Genomic DNA, 24,623 nt, shown 5'->3' on the forward strand with positions numbered 1-24,623 from the left:
AGCAGTGCAAGCCCAACCGTCCGTGCTCTTCAGACCCCAAACCTCCCGCGAGGCCAAAACGCGCTCAACAAACCGGGCGTGTCGTTCTTTGGATGCGATGGCGAGGTCGAGCATACCGGTGGTGTGATGTGGCCTAACGACCCAAGCTCAGCGACCCGGCACACGGGACGCAATGATTGCAAACCGTGGCGTCATGCCGGGTTCGCTGCAGCGCCTGGTTAGGCCACGTTCCAGTGAATCGGTGCATGGCGATACTGCTCAGGAAGCTCGGCCTTGGCGGTCGCAATCGAATCATAAACCTGATCTTGTTGGCACTCCCACTGACTGTCGCAACTGAACCGATAAATCTCCGGTGAACCATCATACCGACAAAAAGCCAAACCGTGGATGACCGCAGCGATGCTGCCGTCGGTGCATGGAACGCTACCGAATGGTGCATCCGACCATGCCCACTCCAAAACGAGCGCGTTGTCTATGTGGGATGGAGGGTGCATGGCGTGTGCAGTGGCCTAACGACCCAAGCTCAGCGACCCGGCGCACGGGACGCAATGATTGCAACCGCGACGCCCCCGCCGGGTTCGCTGCAGCGCATGGTTAGGCATTTCGGGTAACAACTGTGCCGGCAATAAAATCATGCAAAGCTCGCCGTTTCTCGTTCGTCGCCATCGTGATGATCTCCAACAAAAACCAACCCATGCTGGCCCACATGAGTATCTGCCCGGGCAACGAACTGATCTCTGCACCGGAGACATACTTACCTGCGAGAACCAAGTAAATGAGATAGGCCAGTGAGAGCGTGTTCAAGATTATGTATCCGATGTCGCGGAGAAAAGCTTGGCGAAATGTCGGTATCCGCTCTTCTGAGACATCCAGCACCTTAATCTTCATTGCCATTTTGCCGAGCGTCTGCCCGTAGCGAGAATGGAGAAGGACGCTGTAAAGCCAGTACGACGAATAGATAATGCCGCTCCAAATAATGATTATGGCCGGGGGGCGCTCCGGCGCTGACAGAAACGAATCCACGAACGACAGCGGAAGAAACACCAAGCCGTCGATAAATCCGGCGCAGAAGCGAGGCCAAAACGTCTGATACTTTTCCATACGATAGTGAGCGAGAAATGCCTAACATTGTACTATACCGCAAAGTGTCGGTACTATTGGATATTGGCTTGGTTGACTGGTTGGAGCAGTGTATGCCTTGGACATGTGGGCAAGTTGAAGTTTGTATGAGTATTTTGTCAAATAAAAACACCGCGCGGCAGGTGGGCGGACAGAGTTTTGTGCCGAATCCGAAGTTGCGGCTGCGGGAGCAGGTGCGGGAGGTGATGCGGTTCAAGCATTATGCGGTGCGGACAGAGGAGACTTATTGGGGGTGGATGAAGCAGTTCATCGTGTTTCATGGGAAGCGGCATCCGCGAGAGATGGGGGCGGGGGAGGTGCATGAGTTTTTGACGTGTCTGGCGGTGGAGCGGCGGGTGGCGGTGGCGACGCAGAACCAAGCTTTGAACGCGTTGGTGTTTTTATACGGGGAAGTGTTGCATCAGCCGTTGGGGCAGTTGGCGGTGTTCGAGCGGCCGCAGCGGCCGGCGCGGTTGCCGGTGGTGCTTTCGGCGGGGGAGGTGCAGCGGTTGTTGGCGGGGGTGGGGATGAGGTATGGGTTGGTGGTGCGGTTGTTGTATGGAACGGGGATGCGGGTGATGGAGGGGTTGCGGTTGCGGGTAAAGGATGTGGATTTTGAGCGGGGGCAGATCGTGGTGCGGGATGGCAAGGGGGCGCGGGACCGGGTGACGGTGTTGCCGGAGTCGTTGCGGGGTGAGTTGCGGGAGCATTTGGCGCGGGTGCGGGTGGTGCATGGCGGAGATGTGGCGGCGGGTTTTGGCCGGGTGTTTTTGCCGGGGGCGTTGGCGCGGAAGTATCCGGGGGCGGAGCGGGAGTGGGGTTGGCAGTGGGTGTTTCCGGCAGAGCGGCGGGCGCGTGATCCGGAATCGGGGGTGGAGCGGCGGCATCATTTGCAGGAGGAGAATGTGCAGCGGGCGGGGTTGGTGAAGCGGGTCTCGCCGCATGTGTTGCGGCATTGCTTTGCCACGCACTTGCTGGAGAGCGGCTATGACATCCGGACGGTGCAGGAGCTTTTGGGGCACAAGGATGTGAGGACGACGATGATTTATACGCATGTGATGGTGAAGCCGGGTTTGGGGGTGAGGAGTCCACTGGATGGGGCGGGTCGTACCCTCGAGCCTATCGGGGAAAGTGGCGCGTAGGGCTACAGTTGGGGAAGTCGCATGTCTCAGGTTTCAGGTCGGCAACCGTGAACGGCGCATGATGCGCGAAAGGTGAAATTTTCAACCGAATGGGGTCAGGGGAAGGGGGAAAGAAGTTTCAAGTTTTCAGAGAGAAGAAGGGCCGCAAGAAAGCGCAAAAGACGCAAAAAGAGGAGCAGAATTACGATTTTGGATTTACGATTTACGAGGAAAGGCAGAGGGGAGCGACCGCGAAACATGCGAACAGGAAGAGGAGCAGTGGGGGATGAGAAATGCGAGTTACGTGGAATGAGGTTTTTGGATGTTCTTGTTGCGGAAAAGGTTGGGCTTCTTTCACAAATTTTAGCGAAAAGTGGTGGTTTTCTTGCGGGTTTTGTGGGATGAATTTAGGTGCTGGCAGCTCGCTGCTGGTAAAGGAAGGGCTGACAAGCCGGTTACGTGTTTCTGGTTTTGAGTTTCGAGTTAGGGACACGGAAGGCTGAAATCCCCGCTGAATGGTTCGATGGAATCGTTTTGGCAATTCCTTATGGAAGCATCAGGAGATGGCCGAAGTGAGAAGGGCGAGGTCCGAAAGGAAAAGCGACTTTCTCGTTTGGAGTCTCTGATCTGAAGTTCGGTGGGGCAGTTGTGAAAAAAGTTTGGGCTCGTCAGGAGCCTCGCCCTACCGAGCTGGGTAGGATCTGTGGGTGTATCGGGCGCTGGATCGGGGCTCGTAAGCTGGAGGGGGAACGGGACGTCGGTGGGCGTAGGATTATTTATGTCTCACCGGGGAATCCCTAGGCGGGGCAAGGTTCGAGGTGAGAAGGGCGAAGGCCGAAGGTCGGCTTCCTATCAAACTGCGAATCTAGCCAGCCAAAGTACTCACTGCGGAACCAGCCGGGTCAAGGACGGCATCAGAGTCTGGCCTCCCTGTGAGGAGGAGCCATAGGCCAGATACATCAACAGGGGTCGGATGGTTTCATTGCTCTTTGACATAGTTCCGTAGCCATCCAAGGGATGGAGTGGGAAGTTTTCAGTGTTCAGTTTTCAGAGGAACACGAAAGCCGAAGATTCTGCCTTTGCTCTAGATTCAAAGCGTCGAGGACGAGGACGAAGGACGAAGGACGATTGGGTGGTGTTGGAGTGGCTGGCGAGGGTCGGATTCGGATTGGTGTGGACTGATAGCTAGAGTGCCGCAGGACAGGATGCTATCGCGGAGTGTCACGCTGAACGGATCGGGCGGAAGGCGGCTCCGGGGGAATGAATTAATTTACGATTTGGGAAGGACGATTTACGAGTCGCTCTTGTTTCCAGGTTCCGGCTGTTGGTTGGTGAAAGCCGCGAGGTTTAGTTAGGGACCGGGGTCGAAGTTCGACTTCCATACCGGTTCTTACCGGATTGGTTAGAGCCGCGGTGGCGGCTGAGGTGGGGACTGCCGGCAGGATTCCGGCAGCACGTTGGTTCTGCCTCATTATCCCGCAGCCAGGGGACGGCTACAGTTAAGGGTGGTTAGTTCTGCCTCATCACTTCGGCAGCTACGGGGCTGGAAAATGTGGTGTTTTCTGCCGCTTGCAAAAAGGCGGGGAATCGTTAGTGTTTGCGGCTCATTGCGCTTTCAACGGGCGCGATGTGACCAATAACAACGGGTTAGCGATGGCACTTATTGTCCAAAAATATGGCGGCACTTCGGTCGGCAATACCGACCGGATCAAGAACGTCGCCCGGCGCGTGGCGGAATATCGCAAACGCGGTGATCAGATCGTCGTCGTCGTCTCCGCGATGAGCGGGGTGACGGATAATCTCATCAAGCTCTCCAAAGAGATCATGCCGCTGCCGAGTGAGCGGGAGATGGATATGCTCCTGGCGACGGGCGAGCAGACAACCATCGCGCTCGCGGCTATGGCGCTCCACGCGATCGATATCCCGGCCGTGTCCCTCACGGGCGCGCAGGCGGGCATCGTGACGGACGGCATGCATAGCAAGGCTAAGATCCAGAACATCTCGCCGAAGCAGGTGCATGCGCTGCTCGATGCGGGCAATGTGGTCATCGTGGCCGGTTTCCAAGGCCAAACCTCGGATGGTCACATCACGACGCTGGGTCGCGGCGGTTCTGATCTTACGGCGATCGCGCTGGCGGGTGCGTTGAAGGCCGACCTTTGCCAGATTTATACGGATGTGGACGGCGTTTATACGACGGATCCGCGCATCGTTCCGAATGCGAGCAAGCTGCAGGAGATTGCCTACGATGAGATGTTGGAACTGGCGGGTGCCGGGGCCAAGGTGATGCAGTTGCGCTCGGTGGAATTTGCCAAGAAATTCGGTGTAGTGTTTGAAGTTCGCTCCAGTCTTAACGACAACCCAGGTACGATTGTGAAAGAGGAAACAGCAGCCATGGAAGGCGTCGTCGTGCGCGGCGTCGCTCTCGACAAGAATCAAGCCAAGGTCACGCTGGTGGCCGTCCCGGATAAACCGGGTGTGGCCGCCAAGATCTTCAAGGCGTTGGCCGATGCCGCCGTGAACGTGGACATGATCGTGCAGAACGTCAGCCACGGCGCAGGCAAGCCCGCCACGGATCTTTCCTTCACCGTGGAGAAGGCGGATCTCTTGAAGGCGCAGAAGGTTATCACGGCGTTGAAGGCCGATGTGGGCTATGGCGACGTGATCAGCGATGAGAGCGTGGCGAAGGTGTCGATCGTAGGCGTCGGCATGCGCAGCCACTCGGGTATCGCCGCGCGGATGTTTGATACGCTGGCGACCGAAGGCGTGAACATCCAGATGATCTCCACGAGCGAGATCAAGGTGTCCGTGATCATCAGCCTGGACAAGGGCGAGAGCGCGTTGAAGGCGTTGCACAAGGCATTCATCGGCTAAAAGCAGCCAACATACTATTGTGAAAGGCCGGTCACAATCGTGTGACCGGCCTTTTGTTTTCAGAGAGAACGGTGGAGATTTTTGCAATAAAGTTGAGAATGGAACGGTTTCGGCTATCTTCACTGCGATCAATTGAATCCATTCTACCTATGAAACTTCGTCCCTTACTGGCTTTGACTTCGGCCTTGATCTTGAGTGTCGCCACTTCGGCCCATGCGCAGTTCGCGGGAGGCCGTGGTGGTGGTGCTGGCGCAATGCCCGGCAGCAATCCAGCGCTTGCCAAAGTGTTCGGCAAGAACACCGCATTCTCCGCGAAGGCAGACCTGAAAGTATCGGACGCAGCGGGCAAGGAAACGATGAGCGGCGAGATCAAGTATGCGTTTCTGGAGGGGAGCACCTATTGGGGAATGGACATGAGCCAGATGAAGAGCGCCCAGATCCCGCCGCAAGCCGCCGCCAGCATGAAGCAGATGGGCATGGCCGAGATGGTCATGGTCAGCAAGGCAGGGGCCAAGACCGCGTTGCTCGTCTATCCTGGCATGAATGCCTACGCCGAAATGCCGGTGCCTGCCGAGGCTGCTGGTGATTCCAAGGCCGACATCAAGACCGAGGCCGTGGGCGAAGAAACGGTGAACGGCCATAAGTGCAAGAAGAACAAAGTCACCATCACTGAGAACGGCAAAACGCAGACGCTGTTCACATGGAACGCCACGGACCTGAAAGATTTCCCGGTGCGCGTGGAAGTGCCCGATAACGGCAACGGCAAGGTGCAGATGGATTACAAGGACATCAAACTGGAAAAGCCCGATGCGAAGCTCTTCGAAGCACCAGCGGGTTACACCCGTTATGATAATGTCCAAGCCTTGCTGCAAGGTGAGATGATGAAACGCATGGGTGGCGGCGCTGGTGGCTTCCCCAAAGCTCCGTGAGCCGATGACCGCCACACGGTCTAAAAGAATGATGCTCCGTCCGTTTTCATTCTACTTGGTTTTGTTTTGGGCGCTGCTGGTCACCCGACCGGTCAGCGCCCAAAACATCGATGCCCTCGGGCGGCAGGTGCCTTGGGTAGCCGCAGCGTTGTCGGAGTTCCTGAGTGATTCGCGTGCCTTCGTTGCCCGGCTGGAAGTGCAAGTCCCCGGTGATGCCGGTGAGAAGCCTGCTAAATTGCCCTTCACCATCGTCATGGATGAAGGCCAGCTGCGTCTCGATCTGAAGTTGTCTGAGGTCACTTCGGATCTGATGCCCGCCGAATTTCTCACCCCCTTGAAGCAAGCCGGGTGGGAACGCGTGATGTTGCTCTACCATCCTAAAGCGAGCACCCGGCTCGTCGTGCCCGCTGAGAAAGCCTATGTGGAATTCCCCAAAGATACCAACGGCCCCAGCAAGATGGAAAATGACGCCGCGCAAAAGCTCGGTGTCATGGAGAAAAAGCTCTTGGGTATCGAATCCGTAGACGGTCACCCCTGCCGTAAATACCGTCTCACCGGCAAAGCGGGTCAAGAAATCGAAGAAGCTTACGTTTGGGAAGCCACGGATTTGAATACATTACCGATAAAGCTATTTGTGAAGGCTGATGGGCAGGTATATAATTTCCAATTGCGACAAGTAAAACTGGGCAAGCCGGACGCCCGCCTCTTCACCGTCCCAAAAGAGTATCGTAAAGCAGGCAGCGCTCAGGAACTTGTTGCGGGCGTGCTATTTAAGTCAATCGGTTCCGGTAAGTCTCCTTTTACGTTATCGGAATAAAAAAGAACGGGCACCGCCACCGGTGCCCGCCCAACCAACCAACCTATTTCCAACCAAACCAACTAACGGTAAGGTTGACGCTGCATCCTCGATTTTCATTCAAAAATTGTTCTCAGCGGACAATTTTTCCTAAAACTTTCCCATCCAATTTCTGCAATTTACTCATTTGCAGGATTTTCCATTTATCTGGAAGTGGGGTTAGATTAGCGTCATCTGCCATGCGCATTCAGAATCTGAATCCTGACCGCAACATTGGGGCCAGTTCGTGGTTCGTCGAGTTTGAGAACCACAACCTGCTGCTCGATGCCGGTACGCACCCTAAACTTGAGGGGCGCGCCTCCCTCCCGCTCTACAATCTGGTGCAGGACAAGGAGCTGGACGCCATCGTCCTCAGCCATTGCCACCACGACCACGTCGGCTCCCTGCCCGTCGCCTTGCAGCACTTCCCGAATGCGCACGTGCTCATGACCGAGCTGAGCTACTTCCTCGTGGAACGCGTCCTCCACAATTCCGTCAACGTGATGATGCGTCAGCGCGAGGAACTCGGCATCCGCGAGTATCCGCTCTTCTCGCACGATTACGTGGACGAGATCGCCTCCCTCTTCCAAGGCTTCAAATACAATCGCGAAGTGGAATGGGGCGCCTTTCAAAAAACGCGCTCGGGCTTCACCTCACCCACATTGGAATTTTACGATGCCGGTCACACCTTGGGCTCCGCTGGTGTGATGGTCCGTGGTGCGAAGGAAACGCTCTTCTTCACCGGTGACGTCTGCTTCCAAGATCAAACGATTCTGAAAGGCGCGCGCTTCGAAGATGTGAAGGCCGATGTGCTCATCATGGAGACGACGCGCGGTAATCGCGAAGTCCCCGCCGGTCTCACACGCGCCTCGGAATTGGCGCGTCTCGCCGAGGCGATCATCCGCGTGCAAGAACGCAAAGGTTCCGTGCTGCTGCCCACCTTCGCACTCGGCCGCACGCAAGAGATGCTCGCGTTCCTCGCCTTGCTCATGAAGGAAGGCCGCTTGCGCAATCAGCCCATCTACATCGGCGGCTTGGGCCGCGTCTTCACCGAGATCTACGACCTGGAAGCGCACCGCACGCATCGCAGTCATAGCAACCTGCAACTGCGTGAAGCGTTGAATCTCACCGTGCTCGATCGCAAGCAGATCGATAAAATGAAGAACACCGGTGGGCGCATCTACGTGGTCACGGCGGGCATGATGAGCGAAAACACTGCCGCCCATGATCTCGCCGCGCGCATGGCGGGTGATGAGAACCACGCCATCTTCTTCGTTGGTTACACCGATCCCGAAACACCTGGTGGCCGCATGCGTGTGGCGAAGAAAGGCGAAACGTTTCTGTTCAGCCCCAGCGCCGGTGAAGTGACGCTGAACTGCGAGATGGACGCCTTCGACCTCACCGCCCATGCGAATCGTGATGAACTCCTCGACTTCGTAGGCCGCGTAGAACCGCGCACCGTGATCCTGGGTCACGGCGATGACGACGCTCGCGCCTGGTTCGCCCAAGCCATCGCGCAACGTCACCCGAAGATCAAAGTGCTCCAGCCCGGTCCCGGTGAAAGCGTGGAAGTGTGATGGGCAAAGCCCACAGGGCTTGCCCATAGTTCACCAAAAATTGTCAACTCCTTGGCTGCATGCACTCTGCATGAACGCTGGTGAACGTTCTCTTGTCATAGCCATCACACATGGTGATGACTGTGAATAGAAAACGCCGCTCAGGCAGACCAGCTACTTGGTCTGTAGTCTTGGCGTTTTGGCTGGTCCTCGCCCAATTTCAATGGCTTGCACCACTTTCATTTGCCGGATTCGCTTGGATTGATGGTGAACATCATGTGGATTTAGGGATGTCGGCGGATGGCTACCAGATGGTTCTCAGCCATGAAGCGCATGTCGCGCGCGGCTCCCAATACTCGTGCTACCATCAACATTGTCTGATGGACAAATTGCTGGTCGCCTTTGCGAATCCCGCTTCCAGCAAGGAAGCAGATCACAGCTTCTCATTTCACAACCTTGACCAGTCAGAAGATAGCAAACACCTAAAAGCACCAGCAGAAGCCTCATCACCTGAGATCCCATTATCAGCCTTATTCTTCTTCATGGAGACGCCAGCACCTTTGATGGCGATGAATCTCAGGCCCCATCTCCATCCTTTCACTCGGCCTCCTCCTGCCTCGATCGTCGATAGCACCTTCATCCGTCACACTGTTCTGATCATCTGAGATAACCGTTGTTTCCGCCCCGGTATGGCAATGGCGTTTACGGGCCTCCATGTCGTCCGGATTCCTCACCAGCAAGGCATTCCTTAACCCGGGATGTCAGCCCGTCGATGATAGAAACAATTCAGATATGTGACGGCTATGAACAAGATAAATGCTTTTATTTCGCGGCATCCGCGGCTGCTTCTCCCTTTGACCAATGCGGGTCTCTTGATACTTCTTTTCACCTTTTTGCGCGCTTCCCTGGCTCTTTCGTTTCCACCGGCCACCGCCATCTCAAAAGCTGATTGGTTACAGGCCTTTCTGGTCGGCCTGCATATCGATCTGGCCATAGGGGCCATTGTGACCCTTCCACTGATGTTATGGAGCACTATCGGCACAAAGAAAAACTGGAGTGAAGGCTGGAGAGGGAAATTTCTGACATGCGCGTTTACCATCGGCTGGAGCCTGTTGACGTTTATGCTCATCACGGAAGGTTTCTTCTTCGAGGAATTTCAGTCCCGCTTCAACACCGTGGCTGTCGATTACCTTATCTACCCGCACGAAGTTTTTGTGAACATTTGGGAAAGCTACCACGTTGTCTGGATCATAGTATCGTGCCTGCTTTTGGGAGCAGGCGCAGCCGCTATCACCCTTCGCACCAGCAAAACTAGCTGGTCAGTTTCCAAAGACTATCGCTCCGCAGCCTTGTGGTTCGTCATCACCATCCTACTAGGCTTCAGTGTCGGTCGTTCGGAAAGCCACGTCTGCGAGGAACGATCGGTGAATGAACTCGCCAGTAACACCTTCTCCTCTCTTCTCTACGCTGCCTCCACTCGCAATCTCGATTACGCCGCATTCTATCCGACCATGGATAGATGTGCTGCCTTCCGGCGCACCAAGCGTCTCTTGGTCGAGCCGGGAGAGGAATACACCGGCAATTCGGACGACCTCTGGCGTCATGTAGCAGGCGATCCCAGCCGCCCCAAGCTCAACGTCTGCCTCTTGCTGGAAGAAAGTCTTGGCTCCGAATTCTGGGGCGCCCTGGGTCGCAAAGAACCATCTCTCATGCCGCAGATGGATGAAATCGCCACCAAGGAAGGATGGCTGTTCGATAACATCTATGCTGATGGCAATCGCACCATCCGCGGCTATGAAGGTGTCTTCAGCAGCTTTCCGCCGTTACCCGGTGACTCGATCGTGGCCCGTGACCGCACGAAAGATGTCGAGACCATCGCTCAAGTTTTGGACCGCGATGGCTACGAGACCATGTTCGTTTACGCCGGACGCGGCGTCTTCGACGGCACTGGGAAATTCGCGCAAGATAACGGCTGGAAACATTTTCTCGAACTCAAAGATTTCAAGGACCCAGCCTTCACGACCGTCTGGGGTGTTTGCAATGAAGACCTATATGACCGTCTGCTCATAGAGATGCGTCAATATCACGACGCCGGAAAACCTTTTCTCATGACGAGCATGTCCGTCTCGAATCACAAACCATATTCTTATCCGGCCGGACGCATTCCCGAAGCGCCGAACCGGACACGCACCAACGTCGTGAAATACACAGATTATGCGCTGGCGAAATTCTTCGAGAAAGCAAAGCGCGAACCTTTCTGGAAGGATACGATCTTCGTCGTTGTGGGAGATCATGGAGCCCGCGTTTACGGCAGCCAAACCATCCCCATTCGTTCCTACGAAATCCCCTTTTTAGTTTTGGGCCCTGCCGTGGCAGACAGTCCCCAACGCATCTCCACACTCGGTTGCCAGATGGATGTTATGCCTACCGTCCTGGGCATGATCGGTCGCCCCTATGACACCACATTCTTTGGACACGATTTGTTGAAGACCCTTCCCGGCACCGAAAGGGTTCTGTTAAACCACAATCGTTCCGTCGGCATCTATCAGGACGAACGCCTTGTAGTCTTCAACCTTAATCGCAAAGTGGAATATTTCGCCGGCAACCCCAAATGCGGGCAGATGAAACCCGTTCCCACTCCCGATGAGAAAATGAAAGAACTCGAGGACGATGCCACAGCCATATACCAATCCGCAGATGATCTCTACATGAACCGGCGTTTCACCTGGCATGTCAGGAAGGATTGACGCATACAGGGCTTGCCAAGCGCCCGTTCCTTCCCATTCTCTTCCGCGAACATGAACACCGGCACAGACAAGCTCTACTACAAGCGCTCACATTTCGTGACGCACATGCCGGTGGACTATCTCTACAGCCCGTCACATTGCTGGATCGCCAAGACGGATCGCGAGGGCGTCTGGCGCATCGGCCTCACCAAATTCGCCACCCGCATGCTCGGCGAGATGGTCGATCACGGCTGGGAAATCCAGCCCGGCGGCAGCGTGAAACCCGGTCAGATCGTCGGCTGGGTGGAAGGCTTCAAAGCCATCTCCGACATCTACTGCATCGCGCAGGGCGAATTCCTCGGCGTGAACCCTGTACTGAAGGAAAAGATCAACCTCATCCACAAAGACTCCTTCGGCACCGGCTGGCTCTACGAAGTGCAAGGCACCCCCGACACCCGCTGCCTCGACGTAAAGACCTACCGCGACCTGCTCGACAAAACAATCGATAAAATCTTGGAGAAACAAAAAGATTCCGAGATCAAGTAGCGAATGGAGCGCCGGTCTCCGACCCGGCTCGAGGATTACCAGCAACGAGTTTTCGAAATCAGCAAGTTGATTTCCCCCTCCGTACTCAACCACTGAAAACCCACTGGTGCGCCAAGGTTACAAAATGGTTCTAAGTAAGCTGCCACATCCGCCCACGATTCTCTACGTAGTCGCCATCTGAATTCATTGGTGATGGGAGTTCTGGTCACTCCCCTGTCTTGCTTGTTTACACAGAAGTAGAGCTCACATCCGTTTATACTCTCAATTCCGCTTAGCTCATGCACGGCAAAGCCGACTCTGCGACCAGAAGCCAAATCGTCTACTGCCTTCGACAGCTCGCTCACTGTTTCCGGACTCCCTGCATAAAGCAAAAGCAGTGGGCAATCCGGTGAGCCTTCATGAAAATACTCAATATTCACTGCTCACTCCTCTCCATCATAATACTCCGCCTTCTGCACCTGCACGACCTTGCGGTTTGGCGTCCCCGCCGCCACCAGCCACTTACCGCTATCCGGATAATAACACCCCTCACCCATCGGATTATCCGCCACGATCAGATAGACAAAATCCTCCGTCCCGCGATTGCTGATCTGATGCGCCTCACCCGGCTTGAACAGAAACGAATCCCCCGCCACCACCTCCGTGAGCCCGCCCTCATCGCGGATCGTCCCCACCCCGGAGATCACCAGATACAACTCCCACTGCTGCGTGTGAAAATGATACGGACACTGCGATGCCCCCGGCGGTATGCGATTCCACTCCAGATCAAACGGATGCCGCTTCAACATATCCGTGGAAGCGATCTCCCGCCCCAACGCCTCCGAGATGCCCTTGTAATACGAGCGATACTTCCCCTTCGGTGAACTATCCTCATTCTCGGGGATAGCCGCTAAATTCACTTTTTGCATACGCTTGGTTTATCCAACGCTATTCCAAATCCTCACGCTTAACCGCGAAAACTACCGTCTCCATCGCCTTAGGAGGGAGACTGATTGTTATCGGACCATTGTCATCCGCTGGCTCAGCCATTCCAACCACCGGTGGACGAGGAGCCCGTGGCGGCTTCAAACTCCCAGATGATTCCGTTTTTGGCGTTCGCTCTTCCTCATTCATAGCTACACCTCATTCACAGTTTCTCCACTCTGCTCCTATCGTCCCCAATAATCAACTCACGCTTCCAACCGCGCTTCATCTTGGACGTATCCGCGCACTACCCTCGAAATGCCAATGGCATTGGAAAACACGGCAACGCTCCACCACCCTCGCCCCTCGGAGGGGAGAGGGCCGGGGTGAGGGGTGCCGGGCTTTCCCATTATCTTTTCTTCGGCCCCTTCTCCCTTTCAAAGTTGAACGTTGGAAGTTCGATGTTGAACTTTTCCCCTCACTTTCCGCCCTCAAAGACTTGACGTCCCAATCCCAAGTGGTAAGACCTCTTACCATGTCCCTGCAAACCATCGAGCGCCCCGCGTCTCTTGTAGAAGAGGTGTGTCGCCAAATCTCTGGCCAGATCCATGATGACGCCTTTTCCAAGGACGGCTGGCTTCCTGCCGAACGCGAATTAGCCGAACGCCTCGGCGTCAGCCGCCCCGTGGTGCGTGAGGCCACCAAACGCCTAGAACTCCAAGGCTTGCTTGAGATCCGCCACGGCGTCGGTATCAAAGTCGTCGATAAACTGCACAAACCGCTCAACGGCTCCGTCGCCCTGCTCATTCCCGATACCGCCGAGCGACTGCGGCAGTTGACCGAAGCGCGACTCCTCCTCGAACCGGGCCTCGCCCGCATCGCCGCCGAAAAAGCCTCCGCTTCCCTGCTGAAAAGCTTACGCCGCAACCTCGCCCGCCAAGCCGCCGCCGATACGAACAGCGAATCCGTCGAAGCCGACCTCGAGTTTCACCGCCTCGTGACCATGGCCGCTGGCAACGAGATTTGCACCCTCTTGCTGGATTCCCTCGCAGACTTGGGTCGCGAAAGCCGCAAGACCACGCTCTCCGCCGTCGGCAATGCCGTCGCCGTCGATCATCACACTCAAATCTTCACCGCCATCGAAACCCGGCAACCGGAAAAAGCGTTCGCTGCGATGAAGATGCATCTCGAAGCCGCCGCCCAAGACATCACCAAAGGCCTGAAACTGCGCAAAGGAAAGGCCACCGCGTGAACATCTTCAAAGCCAGTCTGCGCCAGACTCCGCCGCCCCGTGCTGCCGGCATCTTGCCGGCAGTAAAGCAGCGCCCGACATCACCATCTCGGAGCGCCGACCTCCGGTCCGGCGCGATGATCTTATTGCTCGCCGCAACCATACTCATCCCAAGCGCTTCCCTTTTCGCCGCTCCCATCCCCACCGAACACATCACTTTCTTCGAACAAAAGATCCGCCCCCTCTTGGTCGCCGAATGCTACGATTGCCACAGTGCCCAAGCCAAGAAACTCAAAGGTAATCTGCTGCTCGATTCCCAAGCAGGGTTTAAAAAAGGCGGCGATTCCGGGAAACCGCTCCTCGATACCAGCGCGCCCGAGGCCAGCTTCTTCCTGAAAGTCATCCGGCACGAAATCGAAGATATGGAGATGCCACCGAAGAAAAAGCTTACTCCTGAGCAGATCGCTGATCTGACACGCTGGGTGAAACTCGGCGCTCCCGATCCCCGCACCGGCGTCACCGCCGAAGTGAAGCGCGCCGATAAAACATGGTGGTCCCTCCAAGCCCTCGCCCAAACACCACCGCCCGAAACCAAAGACCTGAAATCTCAAACCGGCAAAGTCACCAAACCCCAACGCACGAAATTCGATTTCAAAGCCTGGCAGACCAGCCCCATCGACCGCTACATCCTCGCCAAACTTGCGGACAAAGACCTGCAACCGAATCCTCCCGCCGAACGCCGCGCCCTCATCCGCCGTCTCACCTACGATCTCACCGGCCTGCCGCCCTCGCCCGAAGAAGTGGACGCCTTCCTCGCGGACAAATCACCGGATGCTTACGCGAAGCTCGTGGATCGCCTGCTCGCTTCGCCGCAATACGGCGAGCGCTGGGGCCGTCATTGGCTGGACATCGTGCGCTTCGGCGAGAGCAACGGCTTCGAACGCAATTTCATCATCGATAACGCCTGGCCCTTCCGCGATTACGTCATCCGTTCTTTCAATGAGGACAAACCCTTCAATCAGTTCATCATCGAACACCTCGCCGGTGATGTCGTGGGTAAAGACCAGCCGGACATCGAGATCGGCACCGCCTTCATGACCATCGGGCCATACGACGACGTGGGCAATCAAGACGCTGTCGCCGCTGCGAACATCCGCGCCGCTACGCTCGATGACATGGTCACCGCCACCGGCTCCGCGTTCCTCGGTCTCACGATCAATTGCGCCCGTTGCCACAATCACAAGTTCGACCCCATCCCCACGGAAGATTACTACCGCATCAAAACCGTCTTCGAAGGCGTGAAACACGGCGCGCGCGTGCTGACAACTTCGGCGAAGCTCAAGGAGAACGCCGACGCTACGAAGCCCTTGAATGAAGAGCGCGAACGTCTGCTATCCGAGAAGGCGAAGATCGAGAAAGAGATCGTCGAACGCGGCAAAACGCTGGTCGTCATCGAGACGCCGCGTCCCGCCCCCAGTCCGCGCCAGACGGATGAATCCTTTGCGCCGTTGCCCGCGCGTCATGTCCGCTTCAACTTCCTCGCCAGCAGCTCCTCCCCGCTCAGCGCCGGTGGCGCCAAGCTGGAAGAAGTGCAAGTCTGGTCCGGCGATCGCAACGTCGCCCTCGCCAGCACCGGCGCCAAAGCCGAAGGCGCGAAGGGGCGTGAAGCAAAAGATTTCGATAACGCCTACGATGTGACCTTGGTGAACGACGGCAAGTTCGGCGCGCGCTGGTTCGTCGGCAATCCTGCGCAACTCACCATCACACTCGCGCAAACAGAAACCATCGATCGCGTCACGCTCTTCAATAATTACACCGGACCGGATGACCGCGTCATCGCCGGAGCCGCTCCTGCCGTCATTGAATACGAAGTGTTCACCTCGCTCGATGGCAAGGAATGGAAACGCGTCGCCGATTCCTTCGACCGCAAAGCCTTCACCCCTGCGCTTGCGAGCGAACGCATCCGCCGCCGTGCCACCACCGAAGACGATCATAAACGCCTGCGTGAATTGAACACCGTCATCGCACAAGTGGATGGTAAACTCCGCGCCATCCCCGCGCTGCCTCAAGTCTGGGTCGGCACCATCACGCAGCCTAAGGATGCCACCGTCGTGCAACGCGGCGGCGATCCCATGAAGCCCGGCGACATCGTAAAACCTTCCAGTCTCAACGTGCTGGAGCGCGTCACTAAGTCCTATGAGCTGGACGCGAAAGCACCCGAGAACGAACGCCGCCTCGCCCTCGCCAAGTGGATCGCCAGTGACGAGAACCCGCTCACTGCCCGCGTGCTGGTGAACCGTCTGTGGCACTATCACTTCGGCACCGGCATTGTGGATACGCCCGGCGATTTCGGTTTCCTCGGCGGCCAACCGACTCATCCCGAACTGCTCGATCACCTTGCGCAACGCCTCCACTCGAACGGCTGGAAGCTCAAAGCCTTGCACCGCGAAATCCTCCTCTCGCAGACCTATCAACAATCCGGCGACTTCCGCGAATCCGCCGCCCGTGTGGATAAGGATGCCCGCTTTCTCTGGCGCTTCCCGCCGCGTCGTCTGAACGCTGAGGAAGTGCGCGATACCGTCCTGCGCGTCGCAGGCAAGCTCGATGCCCGCATGGGCGGTCCCGGTTTCCGCCTCTACGATTACAAGTCGGACAATGTCTCCACCTACACGCCGCTCGATAAGGTCGGCCCGGAGACTTATCGCCGCGCCGTCTATCATCAAGGTGCCCGCGCCTCCGTCGTCGATGTCCTCAGTGATTTTGATCTGCCGGAAAATGGTTTCAGCGTCCCGCGCCGCGCGAACACCACCACGCCCCTGCAAGCGCTTACGATGCTGAACCACAGCTTCACGCTCGATATGGCCGCCGCTCTGACCACTCGCCTAGAGCAAGCCGGTGGCAAAGATAACCCGGAGAAGGCCGTGACGAACGCCTACGCCTACGCCTTCCAACGGCAACCCACCAAGACCGAACTCAAAGCCGCCACGGACTTCATCACCGCAAACGGCCTGCCCGCCTTCTGCCGCGCGCTGCTGAATGCCAATGAACTGATCTATCTCGAATAATCGCATGTCATCCACCACCACCCGCCGCTCGTTCATCGCCAAGGCGGGAACTATTGCCTTCGCCTTGAGCCAAGCCGCTCATGCTGCCGATGGTCCCAAAGAACCCGCCCCGAAAGTGACGTGGGCCAAACCGATACTGCATAATTATTCCGACTACGGCTGGCTGCGCGGCTTCAGCATGGTGCCTTCTTGGGGCGCACGGATTGAAGACGCGTGGTGGCTCTATGACGGCGCGCGCATGCGTGAAGAGGTGATGCTCGCGAAGCAAGTCCACGCGAACTGCATCCGCCTCTGGATCGAGTTCACCGCGTGGATGGCTGATCCCGAAAAAGTCACCGCGCATTTCCTCGATGCCGTGAAAGCAATCGACGAAGCGGGCATGAAAACGATGCCCTGCCTCTTCAATCGCTGGCACGACAATCATTTCGACTACGGCGGGACGTATGTGGACAACCTCTTTAAAAATTGGGGCCCACAACTCGACTATGTGCGCGCGCTCGTCACGCCGCTCGCGAAGGACAATCGCATTCTGATCTGGGACTTGTGCAACGAACCACAAACCGGTGCGACTTGGGCGAAAGAGATGCCGTCCGAAGGTCCGAAGAAGGAACAGGACTGGCTCGCCGCCATCGCTGACACCGTCCGCAAATGCGGTGTGCAACAGCCCATCACTGTCGGCACGATGTTTGGCGCGAACATCGAGGCGTTCGCGGATATTTGCGATGTCCTCTGTGGTCATCCGTATGGGCACACCCAGCCTGCCTTGGTAAACCAGATCGCCGACTTGAACCGGCTCAAACAAAAATTCACCAAGCCCATGCTGGTGAACGAATGCATCCCCGGCTCACTGAACGATCAAGTTCGTGCGGACACAGCCAAGTATTACGACGAACTGCTCTCGAAAGCGGGCTTCGGCTGGATGGGTTGGGCCTTACGCGAGGGCAAAGCCATCTCCACGCGCCGCGATCGCTACGATGCTAATGGCATCAACAAAGAAGGTTTTCATCCTTTCTTCACGAAGGAAGGCAAGCTGCGCGGCGGCTTGGATTTCCTGACGCAGAAACCCGCCTTACGCGCCCCTTGGGAAAAATCATAACCGTATGAACTCCGATCTCTTCAATCTCACCCGCCGCAATTTCCTCGGCCGCATGACCGGCGGCCTCACCGGTGTCGCGCTCACGAGCCTGCTTGCGGATGATTTGCTCGGTGCGACCATCGCGAATGGGACCGATGCGTGGAAGCCCGGCCAGCCGCAGTTCAAGCCCAAGGCCAAGCAAGTCCTGCACATCTTTTGCCCCGGCGCGGCCTCGCACGTGGACCTCTGGGATCACAAACCATCGCTGGAGAAATACGATGGTAAGCCCTTGCCCGGTGAAGAAAACATGGTGAGCTTCCAAGGCAAGAATGGCCCGTTGATGAAATCGCCGTGGGCCTTCACGCCCGCTGGCAAGAGCGGCAAGATGATCTCCTCCATGCTCCCGCACATGAGCAAGCATGTGGACGACATCGCGTTCCTGCACGGCATGGCTTCCCGCACGAACACGCACGGCCCCGGCTGCATCTTCATGAACAGCGGCTTCGTGCGTGAAGGTTTTCCCAGTGCCGGTGCGTGGACCAGTTACGCCCTCGGCAGCTTGAATCAAAACCTGCCCACGTATGTCGCCATCCAGGACGTGCGCGGTGAACCGCCGAATGGCAAAGCGAATTGGTCGAACGGTTTTCTGCCCGCCGATTACCAAGCCGTGGCGATGGCTGCCCAGCAACCGCTTCGCAATCTCGCCCGCCCCTCTTCGGTCTCTGAGAAAGAAGAAAAGGCCACGCGCGATTTCCTGCAAACGATGAATCGCGAGCATTCAATGCGTCATCCCGGCGAGAGCGAATTGAAAGCGCGCATGGCCTCCTACGAGCTCGCCGCCCGCATGCAACTCACCGCCCCGGAAGTGTCCGACATCTCGAAAGAACCCGCGCATCTCCAGCAGATGTACGGCACAGACAGCAAGAATCCCTTGCTCGCCGCTTATGCGCGGAATTGCCTGCTCACCCGCCGCTTCCTCGAACAAGGTGTGCGCTACGTGAGCCTCTACTGCGCCTCCCGCGCCTCCGCCGTCGATGGCCTGCTGAACTGGGACGCGCACAAAACCTTGAAGGCCGATTACGAACGTCACTGCCCGATCTTCGATCAACCTACCGCTGCCCTGCTCACAGACATGAAACAGCGCGGCATGTTGGAAGACACGCTCGTGCTCTGGACCACTGAGTTCGGTCGCATGCCCACACGCCAGGACGGCACCGATGGTCGCGATCACAATCCCGACGCCTTCACCACCTGGATGATGGGCGCAGGCATCAAGGGCGGCACCAGCTACGGCGCCACCGATGAGTTTGGTCGTCGCTCCGTGGAGAACGTCACCTATGTGTATGACTTCTACGCGACCGTGCTGCAATTGCTCGGCCTCAACCACGAGAAATTAACCTACTATCACAACGGTGCCGAACGTCGTCTCACCGATGTGCATGGGCATGTGATCGAAAAGATTCTAACTTAATTCTTCAACATGACGTGAGCACCAGCAGTTCCAATCAACCAAGACGTCGCTCATCGCTATTCCTCGCGTTGCTGGGAACTGTACTGGTCAGCTCACCCTTAGTCGCCGCTGAGAAAATTGATTTCGTCCGTGATATCCAACCTATCTTCCAGCAGAGCTGCCTGAAATGTCACGGGCCCGAAACTCATAAGAGTAATTATCGTCTGGATGCCAAAGCCAGCGCGTTGCACGGCGGTGATTATCACGCACCGAACATCATCCCCGGCAAAAGCAGCGAAAGCCCGCTCGTCCGTTTCATCACCGGTCAGGATGAAAAACTCGTCATGCCGCCGAAAGGCGAGCGGCTGAACGAGAAACAGATCGCGCTCGTGCGTGCGTGGATCGATCAAGGCGCGGAGTGGCCCGAGAGCGCCAGTGTGAAGCTGGAGGATAAACTAGATTGGTGGTCGCTCAAGCCGCTCACGAAGCCCGCAGTTCCTAAGGTTCAGGGTTCAAAGTTTAAGGTTCAGAATCCGATCGATGCTTTTATCGTCGCGAAGCTACAGAAGAAGGGTCTGCCGCAATCACCGGAAGCCGATCGACGCACATTGATCCGTCGGCTCTATTTCGATCTCATCGGCTTGCCGCCGAAGCCGGAAGAGATCGAGTCATTCATCGCAGATAAAGATCCGCAGGCTTACGAGAAGCTGGTGGATCGTTTGCTCGCTTCACCGCGATACGGCGAGCGTTGGGCGCGGCATTGGCTGGACGTGGTGCACTACGGTGACACGCACGGTTACGATAAGGACAAGCCACGCCCGAACGCGTGGCCGTATAGGGATTACGTCATCCGCGCCTTCAATGAAGACAAGCCCTACGCGCGCTTCGTGCAGGAACAGATCGCGGGCGATGTCATGTATCCCGGCACCCGCGATGGCATCGAGGCGTTGGGCTTCATCGCGGCCGGGCCGTGGGATTTCATCGGTCACGCGGAAGTGCCCGAGAGCAAGACCGATGGCAAGATCGCGCGGCACCTGGATCGCGATGATATGGTGGCGAACACGATGCAAACTTTTAACAGCCTCACCGTGGGCTGCGCGCAGTGTCACAACCACAAGTTCGATCCCATCTCGCAGGAAGATTACTACTCGCTGCAAGCCGTGTTCGCCGCGCTGGATCGCTCGGATAAAAAATACTTCACCGATGCCGCGCTGACGAAGCGTTTCAATGAGCTGGAGAATCAGCAGCAAGCGCTTTCGGCGAAAAAGAAAGCCAACGAGGCGAAGATCAAGCAACTGGGCGGGAAAGAACTCGTCGCGCTGGATGAGCAGATCGCGGCGACTTCGAAAAAGAGCTTGGGCAATACGCGTTCTGAATTTGGTTATCACAGTGCCATCGCCAAAGAGCAGAACACGCAGAAATGGGTGCAGGTGGATCTGGGCAAGAGCGTGGTGATCGACAAGGTGGTACTGCAACCGTGCTATGATGATTTCAACGGTATCGGTTCAGGTTTCGGTTTCCCTCTACGCTTCAAGATCGAGGCGAGCGATGATGCGGAGTTCAAGACCGGTCGCGTCATCATCACCTCGCAGGAGAAAGCGGATGTGCGCAATCCCGGCACGAGACCGCAGAACTACACTTCCTCAGGAGCCACGGGCCGCTACGTGCGCATCACGGCGACGAAGCTGGCCTTGCGCAAGGATGATTACATTTTCTCGCTCGCGGAGTTGGAGGTCTATGACAGCACGGGCCATAACCTCGCGGCGAGCGCGCCCGTAAGTGCACTGGATTCCATTGAGGCACCGCCGCGCTGGCGGAAGGCGAACTTGGTCGATTCAGTCGCGCCCTTGCCCGATCCCGACATCTCCGGGCAAGTCGCCGATCTAGAAAGCAAACGGGCGAAGTTGCTGGAAGGTCTGCTGGATGCGAATGCCAAGACGGAGCAGGCGCAGGTGGAGAAAGACTTGAATCAAACGAAGATCGAGCTGGCGGCGTTTCCGAAGCCGGATGTCGTCTATGCAGGCACGGTGCTTCATGGCTCGGGGAACTTCGCCGGCACGGGCGCGAATGGCGGCAAGCCCCGCCCCATCCATCTGCTGAATCGCGGCAGTGTGCTGGCACCGGGGAAGGAAGTGCTGCCGGGCGCATTGCAAGCCATCACGTGGTTGCCGGGACGTTTTGAGCAAGTGGCGCAAAGTGCGGAAGGAGAACGGCGCGTGGAGTTGGCCAAGTGGCTGACAGATGAGAAAAATCCGCTGACGTGGCGCAGCATCGTTAACCGCGTGTGGCAATATCACTTCGGCAAAGGCTTGGCCGAAACACCGAATGATTTCGGCCGCATGGGCATCCAACCAATGCATCCGGAACTGATCGACTGGTTGGCGATGGAGTTCCGCGATGGCGGACAATCGCTCAAGCAGTTGCACAAGCTGATGGTGACGAGCGCGACGTATCGGCAGGCATCGGACGTTCAATCGTTAAAAGGTTCAAACGCTAAAAAGGGCAATCGCTTGAACGATTCAACGATTCAACCTTTTAACGAAGCACGGGCGATTGATGCCGATAACCGCTATCTCTGGCGGATGAACCGGCGCAAGCTGGACGCGGAAGGTGTGCGGGACAGCGTGCTGTTTGTGAGTGGCAAGTTGAACCTGAAGATGGGCGGCCCGGCGTTTCAGGATTTCGTCATCGAGAAGCCGGAGCATTCGCCGCATTACCAGTATCATCTGCATAACCCGGATGATCCGCAGACGCATCGGCGTTCCATCTATCGCTTCATCGTGCGCTCGCAGATGCAGCCCTTCATGACCACGCTGGATTGTGCGGACCCCTCCATGCAAGTGGGCAAACGCAACGAAAGCCTGTCACCCCTGCAAGCCCTTGCGCTCATGAACAACGGCCTGATGGTGACGATGTCGAAACATTTCGCTGCGAAACTGGAGGCCGGTGGTGGTGACGTGATGGCACAGATTGAACGTGGCTTTTATGAAGTGACCGGCCGCAAACCCACCAAAGACGAGGCGCAGAAGCTGGCGGCTTATGCGAAAGAGTTTGGGATGACGAACATGTGTCGCGTTCTGTTAAACCTCAACGAATTCAGTTTTGTGGATTGAACAGGAGCAAACAGAGGGAACAGAGAGAAAGAAGGAAATAACACTATGCATACACATTACGAAAGAGCATGCGGTCTGACGGCTGAGATCATCGGCGGCGCCATAGAGGTGCATCGCGATAAAGGTGCCGGGTTGATTGAAAGCATCTACGAAAAGTGTTTTCTCCACGAAATGTCTCTTCGCAACTTAAAGACGCTCAGTCAAAAGCTGGTTCTCGTAAAATATAAGGGCTTGGTGTTTGAGGAGCCGCTTCGCTTTGACGTCTTGGTCGAAGACTGTGTTTTGGTTGAGCTTAAAGCAGTACAGGAAGTGTTACCCATTCATAAGGCTCAATTGATGAGCTATATGAAACTGCTCGATGTACCCTTGGGCCTCGTCATCAATCTCCATGAAACCAAACTGACCGAAGGTGTCCATCGCATGATACTCCCCGGTGCTAACCAATAAATCACGCCCGTGAAAACAGAAACAGCTTCAACCGGTATGGCTTATCCATCTCTGTTCCCTCTGTTTTCTCCTGTTCAGAATCCGGCGTGAAGTAGCCTATGAATAACAACTCTCCATGGCACCGGATGCAGGCTAAATCGTCGATGAGCCGACGTGAGTTCTTGTGGTCCAGTGGTGGCGGGTTGGGCGGCATTGCATTGGCAGGATTACTCGGGCAGCAAGGTTTGTTGGCAAAGGAGACGACCAAGAGCACATCCCAGCCGTTGCCACATTTCCCGCCGAAGGCCAAGCGCGTCGTGCAGCTCTTCATGGCGGGGGCGGCGAGCCATATTGATCTTTGGGATTTCAAGCAGGAGCTCATCAAGCAGAATGGGAAACCTTCCGACTTCGGTGAAAAAGTGGAGGCGTTTCAGAATGGGTTGGGACCGTGGAAGAAGCCGGTCTGGGATTTCAAGGCGTATGGACGATCCGGCAAGCCGATCAGCGAAGTAGTTTCCGCTTTGGGTCCGTGTGTGGATGATATCGCGTTCATTCACAATCTCGTCGGCAAATCCGGTGTGCACAGTGCGGCTACGTTGTTACAGGCGACGGGCTTTCAGTTACCCGGTTTTCCCGGCATGGGCAGTTGGGTGAGTTACGGTTTGGGCAGCGAGAATGAAAATCTGCCGACGTTTGTGGTGCTGCCGGATCATCGCGGCATGGCTTCGAATGGCGTGAAAAACTGGGATGCGGCATTTCTCCCTTCGCAGCATAGCGGCACGGTGATTTATCCAGGAAACGAAACGCCCATCGCGGACCTGTATCCACATAAGAATGGGAACTACATCACCCCCGGCAGTGAAGCGGCGGCGCAACGCTTGATGGCTTCACTCAACCAGCAGCATGCCGATCAACGTGAAGGCGATGGGCGACTGGAATCACGCATCCGCAGCTATGAACTCGCCGCGCGCATGCAACTCAGTGCGCCGGAGGCCCTCGATGTCTCGAAGGAGCCGGATTACATCCTCGATATGTATGGCATCGACCGCTCCACGAAAGAGTGGCCGAAGGAGATCAATGCGGCGGAAGAGGCGGATTACTTCGGGCGCAAATGTCTCGTGGCCCGAAGGCTCTTGGAGCGCGGCGTGCGTTTCGTGCAGATCTGGTCGGGTAATGACAATGGCTTCCCGCGCCGCAATTGGGATTCACATGAGGACGTGGAGCGCGATCACGGCCCGCTCGCCATGGGTATGGCGAAAGGGACGGCGGCGCTCATCCAAGATCTGAAGCAACGCGGCCTGCTGGAAGACACCATCATTCTGTGGACAACAGAGTTTGGCCGCATGCCCTCCACGCAGGGCGGCCTGGGGCGCGATCACAATCCCTACTGCTTCACGAACTGGCTGTGCGGTGGTGGCATCAAAGGCGGCGTGACGCATGGCGAGAGCGATCAGTGGGGTTACAAGCCCTTGGACCGCGATAATCCCACGCTGGTGTATGACATCCATGCCACCGTGTTGAAGTTGCTGGGCATGGATCACACGAAGTTGACGTTCCGCCACAACGGCATTGATCGCCGCCTCACGGATGTGCACGGACATGTGATCCCGCAGATCATGGCGTAGGAAACAGTTGCAGGTTGTGTTTTCTTTTGATG

At 56.7% G+C, this 24,623-nt stretch carries 18 protein-coding genes; 15 read left to right on the plus strand and 3 right to left on the minus strand.

The features are described from left to right. Nucleotides 1-218: 218 nt before the first annotated feature. Entirely contained in the window at nt 219-494 is a 276-nt protein-coding gene (locus VGH19_21035; GenBank protein HEY1173863.1) for a hypothetical protein, read from the minus strand. 100 nt (nt 495-594) lie between these two features. After that, on the minus strand, nt 595-1,101 hold the full coding sequence (locus tag VGH19_21040; GenBank protein HEY1173864.1) for an RDD family protein: 507 nt from the start codon (nt 1,099-1,101) through the stop codon (nt 595-597). A gap of 125 nt (nt 1,102-1,226) precedes the next feature. On the opposite strand from VGH19_21040, the gene VGH19_21045 reads away from it, so the two are divergent. From VGH19_21045 to VGH19_21080, 8 genes are all read left to right on the plus strand, one after another. Further along, nucleotides 1,227-2,261: an integron integrase gene (locus VGH19_21045; GenBank protein HEY1173865.1), complete on the plus strand. Its 1,035-nt coding sequence runs from the start codon at nt 1,227-1,229 to the stop codon at nt 2,259-2,261. Nucleotides 2,262-3,893: 1,632 nt separating this feature from the next. Further along, nucleotides 3,894-5,111 carry an aspartate kinase gene (locus tag VGH19_21050; protein HEY1173866.1) on the plus strand — a complete coding sequence of 406 codons (1,218 nt, stop codon included), beginning with the start codon at nt 3,894-3,896 and terminating at the stop codon, nt 5,109-5,111. 149 nt (nt 5,112-5,260) lie between these two features. Next, entirely contained in the window at nt 5,261-6,040 is a 780-nt protein-coding gene (locus tag VGH19_21055; protein ID HEY1173867.1) for a DUF4412 domain-containing protein, read from the plus strand. 28 nt (nt 6,041-6,068) lie between these two features. After that, entirely contained in the window at nt 6,069-6,857 is a 789-nt protein-coding gene (locus VGH19_21060) for a hypothetical protein (GenBank protein HEY1173868.1), read from the plus strand. A gap of 218 nt (nt 6,858-7,075) precedes the next feature. After that, nucleotides 7,076-8,452 (plus strand): MBL fold metallo-hydrolase, encoded by a 1,377-nt coding sequence (locus VGH19_21065; protein ID HEY1173869.1) that lies wholly within the window; start codon nt 7,076-7,078, stop codon nt 8,450-8,452. Between the two features lie 170 nt (nt 8,453-8,622). Further along, complete coding sequence (locus VGH19_21070; GenBank protein ID HEY1173870.1) at nt 8,623-9,096, plus strand: hypothetical protein; 474 nt, start codon at nt 8,623-8,625, stop codon at nt 9,094-9,096. Nucleotides 9,097-9,450: 354 nt separating this feature from the next. Beyond that, complete coding sequence (locus tag VGH19_21075) at nt 9,451-11,178, plus strand: LTA synthase family protein (protein ID HEY1173871.1); 1,728 nt, start codon at nt 9,451-9,453, stop codon at nt 11,176-11,178. A gap of 51 nt (nt 11,179-11,229) precedes the next feature. Then, nucleotides 11,230-11,703, plus strand: a complete 474-nt coding sequence (locus tag VGH19_21080; protein ID HEY1173872.1) for a glycine cleavage system protein H — start codon at nt 11,230-11,232, stop codon at nt 11,701-11,703. Between the two features lie 422 nt (nt 11,704-12,125). Here the strand turns inward: VGH19_21080 and VGH19_21085 are convergent, their stop codons facing one another. Then, nucleotides 12,126-12,611 carry a cupin domain-containing protein gene (locus VGH19_21085; GenBank protein ID HEY1173873.1) on the minus strand — a complete coding sequence of 162 codons (486 nt, stop codon included), beginning with the start codon at nt 12,609-12,611 and terminating at the stop codon, nt 12,126-12,128. A 530-nt stretch (nt 12,612-13,141) separates the two neighbouring features. Here VGH19_21085 and VGH19_21090 point away from each other — a divergent pair. The 7 genes from VGH19_21090 (at nt 13,142) to VGH19_21120 (ending at nt 24,591) form a co-directional block, all read left to right on the plus strand. After that, a complete protein-coding gene (locus VGH19_21090; GenBank protein HEY1173874.1) occupies nt 13,142-13,858 on the plus strand; it encodes a FadR/GntR family transcriptional regulator in 717 nt (238 codons plus the stop codon). Next, complete coding sequence (locus VGH19_21095) at nt 13,855-16,902, plus strand: DUF1553 domain-containing protein (GenBank protein ID HEY1173875.1); 3,048 nt, start codon at nt 13,855-13,857, stop codon at nt 16,900-16,902. Before VGH19_21090 ends, VGH19_21095 begins: the two co-directional genes overlap by 4 nt. Nucleotides 16,903-16,906: 4 nt before the next feature. Continuing rightward, nucleotides 16,907-17,998, plus strand: coding sequence for a cellulase family glycosylhydrolase (locus VGH19_21100; protein HEY1173876.1), 1,092 nt, complete (start codon nt 16,907-16,909; stop codon nt 17,996-17,998). A gap of 4 nt (nt 17,999-18,002) precedes the next feature. Continuing rightward, a complete protein-coding gene (locus tag VGH19_21105) occupies nt 18,003-19,448 on the plus strand; it encodes a DUF1501 domain-containing protein (protein HEY1173877.1) in 1,446 nt (481 codons plus the stop codon). A 14-nt stretch (nt 19,449-19,462) separates the two neighbouring features. Beyond that, nucleotides 19,463-22,540: a DUF1549 domain-containing protein gene (locus VGH19_21110; protein ID HEY1173878.1), complete on the plus strand. Its 3,078-nt coding sequence runs from the start codon at nt 19,463-19,465 to the stop codon at nt 22,538-22,540. A 45-nt stretch (nt 22,541-22,585) separates the two neighbouring features. After that, complete coding sequence (locus VGH19_21115) at nt 22,586-22,987, plus strand: GxxExxY protein (GenBank protein ID HEY1173879.1); 402 nt, start codon at nt 22,586-22,588, stop codon at nt 22,985-22,987. A gap of 98 nt (nt 22,988-23,085) precedes the next feature. Beyond that, entirely contained in the window at nt 23,086-24,591 is a 1,506-nt protein-coding gene (locus tag VGH19_21120) for a DUF1501 domain-containing protein (protein ID HEY1173880.1), read from the plus strand. The last annotated feature ends 32 nt before the right edge of the window (nt 24,592-24,623 follow it).

The organism is Verrucomicrobiia bacterium (assembly GCA_036405135.1).
In the GTDB taxonomy this organism is placed as follows: domain Bacteria; phylum Verrucomicrobiota; class Verrucomicrobiia; order Limisphaerales; family JAEYXS01; genus JAEYXS01.

What these genes read in the sequence shown, in the direction of transcription:
- VGH19_21065 (HEY1173869.1), top strand. Translation starts at nt 7,076, where the DNA reads ATGCGCATTCAGAATCTGAATCCTGACCGCAACATTGGGGCCAGTTCG.
- VGH19_21050 (HEY1173866.1), top strand. Translation starts at nt 3,894, where the DNA reads ATGGCACTTATTGTCCAAAAATATGGCGGCACTTCGGTCGGCAATACC.
- VGH19_21080 (HEY1173872.1), top strand. Translation starts at nt 11,230, where the DNA reads ATGAACACCGGCACAGACAAGCTCTACTACAAGCGCTCACATTTCGTG.
- VGH19_21035 (HEY1173863.1), bottom strand. Translation starts at nt 494, where the DNA reads ATGCACCCTCCATCCCACATAGACAACGCGCTCGTTTTGGAGTGGGCA.
- VGH19_21055 (HEY1173867.1), top strand. Translation starts at nt 5,261, where the DNA reads ATGAAACTTCGTCCCTTACTGGCTTTGACTTCGGCCTTGATCTTGAGT.
- VGH19_21060 (HEY1173868.1), top strand. Translation starts at nt 6,069, where the DNA reads ATGATGCTCCGTCCGTTTTCATTCTACTTGGTTTTGTTTTGGGCGCTG.
- VGH19_21115 (HEY1173879.1), top strand. Translation starts at nt 22,586, where the DNA reads ATGCATACACATTACGAAAGAGCATGCGGTCTGACGGCTGAGATCATC.
- VGH19_21120 (HEY1173880.1), top strand. Translation starts at nt 23,086, where the DNA reads ATGAATAACAACTCTCCATGGCACCGGATGCAGGCTAAATCGTCGATG.
- VGH19_21085 (HEY1173873.1), bottom strand. Translation starts at nt 12,611, where the DNA reads ATGCAAAAAGTGAATTTAGCGGCTATCCCCGAGAATGAGGATAGTTCA.
- VGH19_21045 (HEY1173865.1), top strand. Translation starts at nt 1,227, where the DNA reads ATGAGTATTTTGTCAAATAAAAACACCGCGCGGCAGGTGGGCGGACAG.
- VGH19_21100 (HEY1173876.1), top strand. Translation starts at nt 16,907, where the DNA reads ATGTCATCCACCACCACCCGCCGCTCGTTCATCGCCAAGGCGGGAACT.
- VGH19_21105 (HEY1173877.1), top strand. Translation starts at nt 18,003, where the DNA reads ATGAACTCCGATCTCTTCAATCTCACCCGCCGCAATTTCCTCGGCCGC.
- VGH19_21090 (HEY1173874.1), top strand. Translation starts at nt 13,142, where the DNA reads ATGTCCCTGCAAACCATCGAGCGCCCCGCGTCTCTTGTAGAAGAGGTG.
- VGH19_21075 (HEY1173871.1), top strand. Translation starts at nt 9,451, where the DNA reads ATGTTATGGAGCACTATCGGCACAAAGAAAAACTGGAGTGAAGGCTGG.
- VGH19_21040 (HEY1173864.1), bottom strand. Translation starts at nt 1,101, where the DNA reads ATGGAAAAGTATCAGACGTTTTGGCCTCGCTTCTGCGCCGGATTTATC.